This is a genomic window from Flavobacterium bizetiae (genome assembly GCF_024271895.1).
Classification (GTDB): Bacteria; Bacteroidota; Bacteroidia; order Flavobacteriales; family Flavobacteriaceae; genus Flavobacterium; species Flavobacterium bizetiae.
Map to the genome: position 1 here is coordinate 2,449,085 of NZ_CP091861.1, position 13,107 is coordinate 2,462,191.

6 protein-coding genes are annotated in these 13,107 nt (G+C 33.9%); 5 read left to right on the top strand and 1 reads right to left on the bottom strand.

The window, feature by feature from the left end:
* The first annotated feature begins 50 nt into the window (after window positions 1-50).
* From L0669_RS10635 to L0669_RS10645, 3 genes are all read left to right on the top strand, one after another.
* Window positions 51-4,172 (top strand): two-component regulator propeller domain-containing protein, encoded by a 4,122-nt coding sequence (locus L0669_RS10635; protein WP_263763333.1) that lies wholly within the window; start codon window positions 51-53, stop codon window positions 4,170-4,172.
* Window positions 4,173-4,737: 565 nt separating this feature from the next.
* A complete protein-coding gene (locus tag L0669_RS10640) occupies window positions 4,738-7,746 on the top strand; it encodes a SusC/RagA family TonB-linked outer membrane protein (RefSeq protein ID WP_263763335.1) in 3,009 nt (1,002 codons plus the stop codon).
* A 13-nt stretch (window positions 7,747-7,759) separates the two neighbouring features.
* The gene (locus L0669_RS10645) at window positions 7,760-9,253 is read left to right on the top strand and encodes a RagB/SusD family nutrient uptake outer membrane protein (protein ID WP_263763337.1); all 1,494 of its coding nucleotides are present in this window, start codon (window positions 7,760-7,762) and stop codon (window positions 9,251-9,253) included.
* A 327-nt stretch (window positions 9,254-9,580) separates the two neighbouring features.
* Here L0669_RS10645 and L0669_RS10650 read toward each other — a convergent pair whose 3' ends face one another.
* A complete protein-coding gene (locus L0669_RS10650) occupies window positions 9,581-11,050 on the bottom strand; it encodes an MFS transporter (protein ID WP_263763339.1) in 1,470 nt (489 codons plus the stop codon).
* Between the two features lie 429 nt (window positions 11,051-11,479).
* On the opposite strand from L0669_RS10650, the gene L0669_RS10655 reads away from it, so the two are divergent.
* Both L0669_RS10655 and L0669_RS10660 read left to right on the top strand, forming a co-directional pair.
* Window positions 11,480-11,698: a hypothetical protein gene (locus tag L0669_RS10655; protein WP_263763341.1), complete on the top strand. Its 219-nt coding sequence runs from the start codon at window positions 11,480-11,482 to the stop codon at window positions 11,696-11,698.
* Window positions 11,699-11,766: 68 nt separating this feature from the next.
* Window positions 11,767-13,062 carry a family 8 glycosyl hydrolase gene (locus tag L0669_RS10660; protein WP_263763343.1) on the top strand — a complete coding sequence of 432 codons (1,296 nt, stop codon included), beginning with the start codon at window positions 11,767-11,769 and terminating at the stop codon, window positions 13,060-13,062.
* Window positions 13,063-13,107 lie beyond the last annotated feature (45 nt).

Here is a 13,107-nt window from a genome sequence, read left to right on the forward strand (position 1 = left end):
TTTTTTGAGAAACAAAACACATTGAATTTTAATTTAACAATCATTTTATAATGTCCTCAAAGAAATGTTTTGCCATTTTGTTTTTTATCGTAAACAGCCTGTTTTCTCAAAATACATTTGAGAATTATAGATTCCGTTTGGTTGATAGTGAAACTTCAAAAAGTGGAATTTATACCATTGCGCAGGATCAATTTGGCGTAATGTGGATGGGAACAAACGGAGGAGGTTTGTATAAATATGACGGAATCAATTATGTGAGTTATGAGCAGGATTCTAAGCGCAGTAATTCGATCAACAGCAATTTAATTTATACTATTTATGTCGATAGCAAGAACCGTTTGTGGGTAGGAACTGATGAAGGATTGTGTCTTTACAATCGGAATTTAGATACTTTTGAAAACATTGATCTTCGGAAACAAAACCAAAAAGAAACGGTGATTTCCGTAAAAAGTATCATTGAAGACCGGAATGGAAACATTTTTTTAGGAACATTTAATAATGGTTTGCTCAAACTCAACGTAAAGTCCAAAGCAATTACCAGTATAAAACTCGATACGCCAAATACAGTAAATTATTTGATTAATTCCTTAGTAAAAGATAAAAAAGGAACCATTTATTTAGGAACCAATTCCGGTTTAAAAGTAATTGATCCGGTAAAGAATGAGGTTAAAAAAGTAATCATCGAGAAAGACAATGCATTACTTTCAGTCAATATTATATCGATGTTTTTTGACCATAAACAAAACTTATGGATTGGCAACGGATTTAAAGGATTGGTTAAAGCCAATTTGTATGCTAAAGAAAAACAAGCTGTTTCTTATCCTATTACCAAAAAAAGAATCATGTCGATTTTGGCCGCAGATGCCGAAACGATTCTTTGCGCAACAGAAAATGATGGTTTGATCGTTGTCGATAATCAGGGGAATGTTCAAAAAAAATATGTCAACAGCAAATACAATAATCGCAGTTTAGGATCTAACTCAGTCTGGTCTTTATTTTTAGACAAGGAAAACAGAATCTGGCTGGGCTATTATAATAAAGGTTTAGGTGTTTTTGACCGAATCAACAGTAAAGTACGGGGAATTGAAAGTTTGCCCGGAAATCCGCAATCGTTACAAACCAATTGTGTTACCGGGATTGCCAAAGATCATGAAGGACAATTGTGGATTTCTATGGAAGGCGGAGGCGTTGATGTTTACAATCCTGAAACCAAAAATTTCAAACACATTACCAAAACAGATGATCGATTTTATTCAGGCTTAACGAATGATAATATTACAAAAGTTCTGATAGATAAAAACCAAAATATCTGGCTGTCGAGTTGGAATGAGGGCATCTTTTTTTTGAAAAAAGGAAGCCGGAACTTTATTAATTACAACACAAAAAACACTCCTGATTTAGCCTCGGATAATATTATGAGCATTACCGAAGATTCGAGAGGCGTAATATGGATTGGAACTTTTTCAAAAGGGTTGCATTATTACACTCCGTCTGACGGACATTTTCATCATTGCAATCAGAAAATATTTTACACCAACGGACTGGTAAATTTAGACATTAGAAAAGTAATGGTCGATACAGATGATGCTGTTTGGATTGGCTCGACAACTGGTTTATATAAAGTAAGTACCAAGGATTTTGTTTCTTTTTCGGTGACTTCCCTGCGTGATAAAATGTCGAAAAAGCTCAAAAATCATAAAAGCATACATACCATTAATACTTTATATCAGAGTAAAAACAAAGAAATTTGGATTGGTACTGACGGTGCAGGATTATTCAGCTACAACAAAAAAACAGATGATTTAAAATGGTATATCAATTTTAACGGACTTCATGAAAAATCAATATCTTCTATCATAGAATCAAATGATGGGCACATTTGGTTAAGCGGAAAAAAAGGAATCAGCAGTCTGGATTTAAAAAACAAAACCACAGTAAATTATTCTACTTATGATGGTTTGCTGGGCAATGATTTTAATAATAATTCAGTGCTAAAAGATGAAAAGGGAATCTTGTATTTTGGCGGTTACGAAGGTTTAAATTATTTTAATCCTGCCAATTTGGTAAGGAGCAACAAACAGCTTCCCATTTATTTTACAGATCTCAAGCTTTTTAATAAATCAGTAGGGCCGCTTGAAAAAAACTCACCACTAATAAAAGTAATTTCACAAACCCAAAAAATAATACTTAGGCATGACCAGTCTGTATTTACAATTGATTTTATTGGCATAAATTATTCTTTTCCAGCGCGAAACGAATTTGCGTATTACTTAGAAGGTTTTGAAGATTCATGGAATTATGTGGGCAGTAAACGCTCTGCAACCTATACCAATTTAGCGCCGGGCAAATATGTTTTTAAGGTAAAAGCATCTGAAAAAAACGGAGTCTGGAGTCAAAAGCCATTAGAATTGAAAATTGAAATTTTACCGCCCTGGTGGAAAACATCCTTTGCTTATCTTTTCTATTCATTGTTATTACTGGCGGCAATTTATTTTGGAAATCAATATTATCAAAACAGATTCAAACAGCAACAATTAATACAATTTGAAAAGAAAAAAGCAGCTCAGATTGAAAAATTAAACGATAAAAAATTGCAGTTCTTTACTAATATTTCGCATGAGTTTAGAACCCCGCTTACTTTAATTTTAAATCCTTTAGCGGATATTATCAGGAACAATAGCACGGAACTTTCAACCGGTGTTTTGAATAAACTGCAAACCATTCAAAAAAGTTCTGATCGGCTTTCAAGATTAATCAATGAGCTGATGGATTTTAATCAGCTTCAGTTCAATAAAATGCCACTCAAAGTACAACAGCTCGAAGTAGTAGCTTTTACAAAAGAAATTGTAAGTTATTTTGAAGAAGAAGCCCTGAGTCGTGGGATTGAATTGCAATTTGAATCAGATAAAAAAACATTACGAGATTGGGTAGATCCTAAAATGTTCGAGAAAATTATTTTTAATGTTATTTCTAATGCTTTTAAAGTAACTCCGGATAACGGAAAAATAAAGGTAAAATTAGTCTATAACGAAGAGTTCATTAATTTCCCATTAATAAGACCCGATTACAGAAGCGCTTCTTTTTCTATTATTGTTGAAGATACCGGCGCGGGATTGGATAAAAAAGACATTAAGCGAATTTTTGACCGTTTCTATCAGGTAAATAATTTAAATAAAGCGTATTACGGAAGTACGGGAATAGGGCTTGAGGTGGTTCGCGGATTTGTACAATTGCACAAAGGCATTATCGAGGTAGAAAGTGTTTTAGGCGCAGGAACCAAGTTTAAATTGGTATTTCCGGTTGGGAAAGATTTTTTTAATGAAAATGAAATCTTGCAGGAGGAATTTAAGAAAGAGAAGAAGATAAGTTTTACGCCAACTATTGAAAAAGAAGATGTTCAATCACCAGAAGATCAGGAAAAACAAGATCGTGTGTATACCATTTTGATTGTTGAAGACAATGCCGAACTTAGAAATTATCTAAAAAATGAACTTAAAAAAGAATATAAAGTACTCACGGCAGAAAATGGTCAGATTGGTTTAGAAACAGCTTTGCAAAAACTGCCGGATTTGATTTTGACAGATGTAATTATGCCCGTTATGAATGGTTTAGAATTGTGTAAAAACATTAAAACAGATTTAAAAACCAGCCATATTCCGTTGATGATGCTTTCGGCAAAAGCATTAATAAAAGACAAGCTCGAAGGAATAGATTCAGGCGCCGATATGTACCTGAGCAAACCCTTTGATATGGATATTTTAAGATCGAGTTTAGTGCAATTGCTTAAAAGCAGGCAAATTATGTTTAATAAATTCTACAACGGTATTACTCCAAAGGCAAAAGAAAAAACCACCACACTGGATAATGAATTTATAAAAAATGTACTGAATTACATCAATGAAAATATCAACGAATATGACTTGAGTGTTGAGGTTCTGGCATCGAAAGTATTTTTAAGCAGAAGCCAGTTGTACCGAAAAATTAAAACACTAACGGGCGTTTCGGTAAATGAATTTATACGAAATGTTCGTTTAGAAAAAGCCAAAGAATTAATAGAACTGGGTAATGATAATATAACCGAAATTAGTATTAAAGTAGGTTTTAGTTCCCCTTCTTATTTTACAAAATGTTACAAAGAAAAGTACGGACATTTGCCTACATACAATAAATAATTTACTGATTTTTTTTACTATCCATAAGGCGGTTTATACCGTCTTTTTTTTGCTTTAATAAGAAGAACAATTAAAGGTTTTGTTTTACCATATCAAGCGCTTCTTTATTAAACATAAAAGAATTAACACTAAATGTCTTTTTTAAGTAATTATCAAATAATTGTAAATAATACGCTTTTTTATTTCATACTTAAAAAAAATTAAGGGCATTATTATTAAAATCTCATTTCTATTTTTTTAGTTAAATCACTTAAAAACCGTCAATTAAGCCATTTATGTAGTTTTCATGCTACAAAATTGATAGATTTTGCATCATTTTTAATAGATAAATTTTACACTAAGCTTATATTTTTGAATGGTAACAAAACTAAATAACTAAGAAAACAAGTATTAACAATTTTAAAAATTACAGTATGAAATGAAAACCAAATTATTTATTGAAACCTTTTCTTAAACAAAATTACAGGAAGAAAAAACGGCTTTAAAAATGATAAATAAGTCATTCAATAAATAAAAAAACTTTACAACCAAACAACTATTTAAACTAATCAAAAAACCAATTAAAATGATGTTAAAAATAAAATTTGCAATAATCGCATTGCTAATAATTAGCAGTCAGAATGTGATGGCACAATCAAAGACGATACAGGGGGTAATTACTGATCCTTCAGGATTTCCTTTGCCTGGTGCCAGTGTTAACGTAGAAGGTTCAAAAAACAGCGCATCAACAGATTTTGATGGTAAATACTCTTTACAAGGAGTGAACGCCACAGACAAAATAACCTTTTCTTATGTAGGTTTGATTTCGCAAACCATAACTGCCGGTACAAGAACAACAATTGATGTTGTATTAGCATTATCCACACAAAACTTAAACGAAGTTGTAGTAGCTTATGGTACTCAAAAAAGAGCTAAGGTTACCGGAGCAATCTCAACAGTAGGTTCAAAAGATATTGCCGCTGTCCCTATTACTAATGCTGAATCTGCTTTGCAAGGACGTGCAGCAGGTGTTACTGTTGTAAATGGTGCGCCGGGTTCAAGTCCTACTGTTAGTATTCGTGGTTTATCTACGATGGGAAACAGTGCTCCATTGTATGTAATTGATGGGGTTTTAACAGGTAACCTCTCCGGTTTAAGTCCTAATGATATTGAGAGTATGTCAGTTTTAAAGGATGCCTCTACTACTGCTTTATATGGTTCAAAAGCTTTTAATGGGGTAATTGTGGTTACCACTAAAAAAGGTAAAAAAGGTCCTGGACAACTAAGTTTTAGTACTTATGTGGGCGGACAGGCGGTTACAAAAAGATATGATGTATTAAATACACAGCAATATCTGCAATATGCCAAAGATTTAGGAAGTGATTTAACAGCAAGGGCTGCTGAATTCGGAAATATAAATACCAACTGGCAGGATCAAATTTTTCAAACTGGTTTGATGCAGGATTATAATCTAAGTTTTTCAAATGGTACAGAGACTTCAACAAGTCGTTATTCTGCCGAATATATGAAACAAGAAGGTGCTGTTATTAATACTGGTTTTGAACGTTATTCTTTTAGAGCTAATAATACACAGGATATTGGAAAACTTAAAGTAGGAAGCAATATCGGTGTATCTTTCAGTACCATTAACCCGGAGCGTAGTGCAGGAGGTAGAACTTTATTAGAGCACGCTATTAAAATGGCGCCTTATTTTCCTATCTACAATGCAAATAATTTAGGAGGATATCAAGGTCCCAGCGCAATTGATGGTAACGATGCAGAAAATCCTGTGCGTGTAGCTAATTTAGGATCTCAAAAAATCAATAATTTATCGATAATAGGAAACATCTACGCTGAATTAGAAATTTTCAAAGGCTTAAAATTCAGATCACAAGTTTCCTTAGATTATTATACAAGCAAGGATCATACTTTTGTTCCTAGTTTTCAGGATGGTTCTTATCATAAACAGGCATTTTCTACAACAAATGAAACAAATGGACAAGGCCAGACTATTGTTTTTGATAACAGCTTAACTTATAAAACTACAATTGCAGGAAAACATAATCTTGAAGTATTAGGAGTTATTACTAAAATTGATGGAAAATCGCAAACTTTAGCAGCAGGAAGCCGTTACAGTATTTCGGATGAAATTGATCAGTTAAGATATAATGAAGGAAGTTTAACTTCTGCCAATTATGTAGAAAAAAATATTGGTTATATCGCCCGTATCAATTATGATTATAATGATAAATACATACTTGCAATTTCAGGACGTAGAGACGCTTCATCTCGTTTTGGAGCCAATAACCGCTGGGGTAATTTCTACTCAGTTGCCGTAGGATGGAATATTGCTAAAGAAAGTTTTATGGAAAATTCTATTTTCAGCACATTGAAACTTAGAGCCAGTACTGGTACGACAGGAAATGACAGAATAGAGAATTATCAGTACGCCGCTACATTACTTACTACCTATAATTATCCAATTAATGGAGGAAATGCACAAGGCGTTTCTATGGGAGTTGCTTCTAATCCTAACTTGAAATGGGAGTCTAAAACAGATAGAAATATAGGTTTGGATTTTGGTTTGTTTGAAGATAAATTCACGGGATCTTTAGAATATTTCAACAATAAAAGTAGCGATATTCTTTTTGCAGTGCCCCTTCCTGCTTCTGTAGGATCTGCGGGTGGTGGAACTCAAATTCAAAATGTTGCCGATGTGAAAGTAAGCGGATTTGAAGTATCCTTAGGTTATAATGACAGAAAAGGAGATTTTACATGGTCTGCCGTAGCTAATTTAGGAACAAGTAAAAACGAAGTAACCGGCTTAGCGCCAGGAGTAACTAGTGTGTTAGGTGGTCCAACAGCCAGAGCTGGTCTTGAAAACTTTTCCAGACTAGAAGTAGGTCAGCCGTTATTCTATTTTTATGGATACCAAACAAACGGAATTTATCAAAATCAGGCAGAAGTAGATGCTGTTTTCGGACCAGGTCAGACCACGATCAAACCAGGAGATATTAAAATTGTTGACCGCGATGGTAATAAAATAATTAATTCAAATGACAAAACAAATATCGGGAATCCATATCCGGATTTTACTTACGGTTTAAACCTTACTGCAGCTTACAAAAATTTCGATTTTAACTGCTTTATATCCGGAGTTCAGGGGAATGATATTTTCAATGCAAATACTTTTGATCTAAAAGGAATGAATCGTTTGTTTAATGCAAGTACCGATGTATTAGACAGAGCAATTGTTGTAAATGGCGTTGTCACAAATCCATCTGCTACTTTACCAAGAGCTCAGGGTGCAGATATCAACTGGTCTTCTGCAAATCAGCGTTATGTTGAAGATGGATCCTATACAAGACTAAAAAATATAGCCGTAGGATACACATTTTCCGGAGATGCATTTAAGGCTTATTTTTCAAAAATAAGATTCTATGTAAGCGGGCAAAACTTAATTACAGTTACAAAATATAGCGGTTTAGACCCTGAGATCGCACGTGCGGACGCCAATGCAAATTCTGCAGGTATTGATTTAGGAAGATATCCACAGCCAAAATCTGTGATTTTTGGACTTGATGTTACATTTTAATATATAAAAGAAAATGAGAAAAATAAAATATATACTTATAGTTCTGACAGGAGTTTTAACTATAACTTCATGTGATTCTGGCGAATTAGAATTAACTAATCCCAACACTTTAGCACCAGAAACTTTCTTTATAAATGAAGCACAGGTGCAGTCATCTGTAAATGCATCTTATGCAAATTTGCAGACAAGAGGGCTTTATGGCAGAAATTTTTCTTTTGCTATGGATCTTATGGCTCAGGATGCTTTAGGAAATCCGCAGTTAGAAGGAAACAAAAAACCTTTTCAGGATTTTTCTTTTAATGCAGGAAATGATATTATTCAATATTATTGGGAATCCTGTTATAAAGGGATATCCAGAGCTAATTTTGTATTGGATAATGAAGCGAAAATAAATGCTCTTTCAAGTTCGGATTTTTCACAAGAGAAAAAGAACAAATATTTAGGAGAAGCTCACTTTTTAAGAGCCTATTATTATTTTCTGCTAGTGAAACGATTTGGAGATTTGCCAATTTACAAAACAGGTACTATTATTGGCAATGCCAGAAGTCCTAAGGCAGAAGTTTATGCCCTGATAGAAGAAGATCTTGTATTTGCGTCTAAAAATCTTTTACCAAGAGCAACAGAAGTACCGGGAAGAGCTTGTAAAGAAGCAGCTTATGCTTATCTGGGAAAAGTATTGTTGTACCAAAAAAAATACGATGAAGCGTTGGTTGCATTGAATAATGTTACAGGATTCAGTCTTGAGGATAAAGGCAGTTTTTACAACAACTTTATGGTAGAGACAGAACACGGCAAAGAATCAATTTTTGAGATTGAGTTTGACGAGAAAAATGGAACAGGTGATCAATGGGGTGCTGTTGGTGATAGCGAGGGAACTGGTTTTGAAGAGTCGACACTTAGAGGACAGGAATATGGAAACCTAAGCTGGTACAATGTGTATCCGTCAGACGATTTGTTAGATTCGTATGAAGCAGGAGATTTACGTTTTGGAGATACTTTTTATGTACCAGGCTCAACCTATTTGAAAGGAACCAAGGTAATGCTGGCAAGTAATTTTACTACCTCTGCAGGTATTAGAAGAGCGGGCTGGAAAAAATATCAAAACTATTACGAAAGAGAAGATGAAGCAACACGCTCAAGTATTAACTTCAAAGTAATGCGTTACGCAGATGTACTGCTTATGAAAGCCGAGTGCGAAAATCAAAGAGCAGGAGGCTCACAAACAGCGGCCATTGCTTATATTAAAGAAGTGAGAGATCGTGCAGGTTTAACCACCAATATTACCGCTACAAAAGACGCTGTTTTTGCTGCAATAGTTCATGAACGTAAAGTAGAATTTGCCGGAGAACAAAGCCGTTTTGATGATATTATGAGATGGGGTAACGCAAGTGTAGAATTAGCAGGAAGTGGTTTTCAGGCTGGTAAAAGCGAGTTATGGCCAATACCAAACAGAGAAACATCTTCTAATCCTAATATAAAACCAAGTAATAATAATCCTGGTTACTAAACGATTAAATTATGTTAGTTTGAATTAAGTTAAGTTAGTATTTTTGGTAAACAGCGCATTTTTAATGCGCTGTTTATTTTTGTATAAGTCCGAGTCAATTATAATTGAGAAAATTAATCCACGATCTAAAATCTAAAGTCTACAATCTAAGATCTACAATCTAAAATCCACAATCTAAAGTCTATAATCTAAAGTCTATAATATAAAGTTATAATCTAAAGTCTATAATCTAAAGTCTATAATCTAAAGTCTATAATCTAAAGTCTATAATCTAAAGTCTATAATCTATGTTCTATATTCTAAAATCTGCAATCTAAAATCTACAATCTAAAATCGACTTCTTCTCTCCTCCAAATCCGTTTCAATTTGAATTTCCATTTTTTTATCTATTACATAAAAGCATAATAAAACAGCACTGATAATAAAGATAAACCCCGGATAAATGCTTACCGAAAGTTTAATCCCTTCTACCGCCGCCGGCACCTGATTAACCTCTTTAGCCACATAACCATATTTAGATAAAAATGCTGCACCCAAAGCACTGCCAATACTTATTCCTATTTTTAATCCGAAAATCATGGCCGAAAAAACAGTAGCAGTTGCCCGGCGATTGTTTTTCCATTCGCTGTAATCCGCCACATCCGCAATCATAGCCCACAATAGCGGAATTGTTATGCCGTAAATAAATCCGTGTAATAATTGCGTCAGGAAAACCATGGCAACGGCAGACCGGCTATAGAAATTAAATGCCAGAAGACTAAGCGCAGATAAAAATATAAAAGTGATGTAAACATTTCTTTTGCCAAAAGAATCAGCAAGAGGTTTTGAAAACATAATCCCGAAGATCATAAAAAGAATTCCGCCCGCATTAAAAAGACTAAATGCAGAAGTAGGCGCATCCATTGGCCACTGAAAATCTACAAATCCCATTGTCATCAACGAATGATTCAGCCGTTCGATAAAGGATGTAAAACCAGTATCATTCAAAAAAACAATTTGTGCTTCCGGATCTAAATAATATTTAAAATAAAAAACATACATACCACCCTTTAGCGACAAAGTAATAAAAACCAGAATAGTAACCAATAACATCACCAGCCAGGGACCATTTTTAGATAAATCCATAAAATCCTGCTTTACCGAAGATTCCTGATTTTTTGCAGGTATAATTCTTTCTTTGGTGGTCAGAAACGTAATAAGTAAACAAACCACCCCAACAATGGCAAATAAGAGCATTGTATTTTTAAAACCAACAGCTTTATCACCATTTCCTAAAATCAAAACAAAAGGAAGCAAAAGGGACTGAATTATAAATTGAGCAATCATTACAGCAACAAAACGATAGGAGGAAAGGCTGTTTCGTTCTTTCATATCACCCGTCAAAACACCACTTAGGGCAACATACGGTAAATTATTGGCCGAATAAATAAGCACTAAAAAAAAGTAAGTAAGTAATGCATAGATTATCTTTCCCGACATTCCGAAATCAGGAGTTAAAAAAGAAAGCACAGCAGCAATTCCAAAAGGCAGACAAGTCCATAATATCCAAGGTCTGAATTTTCCCCAACGCGTTTTGGTACGGTCAGCGATAACGCCCATAATGATATTAAAAAAAGCACCAATAAAACCTCCGGTAAAAATAATTACACTTGCTGTTCCGGCAGGAATTTTATAAACATCAGTATAAAAGAAAGCCAAAAAAGTAAGTAGCGTCTGAAAAATCAAATTCGCTGCAAAATCACCTAAACCGTAACCTATTTTTTCTAGTACAGAAAGTTTTTTTGATGTATTATTCATAAATATAGTAGCTGCTTTTTTATGGGCTTTTATCGTCTCAGGTCAATTATTTTTAAAGTGTTTTGATCCAAAAAGCAACACTTCTTTTTTTATTCCGGGTATAAAGAATACTAATGTAAAAATAGCCTGAAAGTTGAAATAACTGTATCATTTTTGAAGCCTATAATAACATATTTGAAGCATCACTTGACTTCAGTAAATCTATTCAATATAAATACCCGTTTTAATTTCGAATACTAAAAATATCAATTCAAAAGAGATTTCTTGTTTTTTATTGAGGAGCATTTTTTTAACTCATTTTATTCAATGGTTTCAATCGTCAATTAAAAGATTTTAGGAAGTAATAAAGAAGAATATATTTTAAAATAAAACATCATACAACCGATTGCGTAATAACTGGTTTTGTTTATATTTGTAATAAGTACACTTATGTTTATGTGTATTCAGGATAGTGCTGCTATCGGAAATTTTGAATTAGCTTATTTTAGTTATTTAGTTTTTTATAATGCCGAAAAGTTACCAAAAGGCATCAGTTACAAACATTCAATCTTTGTAGATTATTCACATTATGATGAACGCGAAAGCATTCAGAAAATAATCTGCACAACACAAGGTAAAAGTAAGATCGGGCAAAATCTTCCTGATTAATTTTTCCAGTTAAAGAATTAATACTTCACATTTTTTTGAATTAACAGTAAAATAATAAAAAGACAAATATGATTCTACATAAAAAATTCACAATAGAATACGGGACTAAAATCCGAGTTTTAATACTAGTTTTTGTTTTCATTGTTCCGGTTTTTGCAATAGGTCAGAATAAAAAGAAAACAGATAAATCAGAACTTAAAAAAACTCAATACCGCAATCTTTTTAAAGAAGCAGGTTATAGCCAAACTGAGATCGACAAGAAATTAACCAAAGCCTATTATGATGTTTTTGAAGGACCGGACAAAGTTTATTTTGAAGAAGGCGATTCGCTAGCATACGTTTCGGATGTTAAAAATAAAGATGCCCGTACCGAAGGAATGTCATACGGAATGATGGTGTCCGTTCAGCTCGATAAAAAAGAAGTTTTTGATCGTCTCTGGCGATGGTCTGTAAAATATATGCAGCATCAGGAAGGACCAAGAGAAGGTTATTTTGCCTGGAGCGTAAATCCTCAGACCAAAAAACAAAACTCTCTCGGTTCTGCTTCAGACGGAGAATTGTACTATATAACAAGTCTGCTTTTTGCTTCTAATAAATGGGGCAATAATACCGGAATCGATTATTATAAAGAAGCCAGAAGAATATTAGATGCCATGTGGAAAAAAGATGGTACCGGCAATATCTATAATATTATAAATAGAGAACACAAACAGATTTCTTTTGTTCCGGAAGGAGGAGGTTACAACTGGACAGATCCGTCGTATCATGTTCCTGCCTTTTACGAGATATGGGCATTGTACGCCAAAGATGGTCATGAACAGTTTTATAAAGAATGTGCCGATGTTTCGCGTAATTTTTTGCACAAAGCCTGTCATCCGATAACGGGTCTGACTTCAGATTATACTGAGTTTAATGGCGAACCACATCCCACGCCCTGGCTGCCTCCCGGATTTCGTTATGACTCGTGGCGCGTTCCTATGAATGTGGCAATGGATTATACCTGGTACGGAAAAGATAAAGAATGGCAGGAAGATTATGCTAAGCGATTTCAAAATTTCCTTAGATTTAAAGGATTAAATACTTTTGAAGATCAGTTTAATCTGGATGGTTCTACACCTGAATTTATTCTTCAGGCAGGTCCGGTAAAAAAGCTGAGGCATTCTATCGGTTTAGTAGCAACAGCAGCTACGGCATCGTTAGTAAACAAAGACAAAGCAAGTATAGATTTTGTTCACGCGGTTTGGAATGTCAAATTAGAACCTTATGAAGACGGTTATTTTGATCCTTATTATGATGGCTTAATGTACCTTTTCAGTTTAATGCATCTTAGCGGAAACTACCAGATTATAGCCCCAAAAGGTTAATTAAACAGTACTTAGAAAAACATCTCGCAAATGCACTAAAATTGA

What these genes read in the sequence shown, in the direction of transcription:
- L0669_RS10640 (WP_263763335.1), top strand. Translation starts at nt 4,738, where the DNA reads ATGATGTTAAAAATAAAATTTGCAATAATCGCATTGCTAATAATTAGC.
- L0669_RS10655 (WP_263763341.1), top strand. Translation starts at nt 11,480, where the DNA reads ATGTTTATGTGTATTCAGGATAGTGCTGCTATCGGAAATTTTGAATTA.
- L0669_RS10645 (WP_263763337.1), top strand. Translation starts at nt 7,760, where the DNA reads ATGAGAAAAATAAAATATATACTTATAGTTCTGACAGGAGTTTTAACT.
- L0669_RS10650 (WP_263763339.1), bottom strand. Translation starts at nt 11,050, where the DNA reads ATGAATAATACATCAAAAAAACTTTCTGTACTAGAAAAAATAGGTTAC.
- L0669_RS10635 (WP_263763333.1), top strand. Translation starts at nt 51, where the DNA reads ATGTCCTCAAAGAAATGTTTTGCCATTTTGTTTTTTATCGTAAACAGC.
- L0669_RS10660 (WP_263763343.1), top strand. Translation starts at nt 11,767, where the DNA reads ATGATTCTACATAAAAAATTCACAATAGAATACGGGACTAAAATCCGA.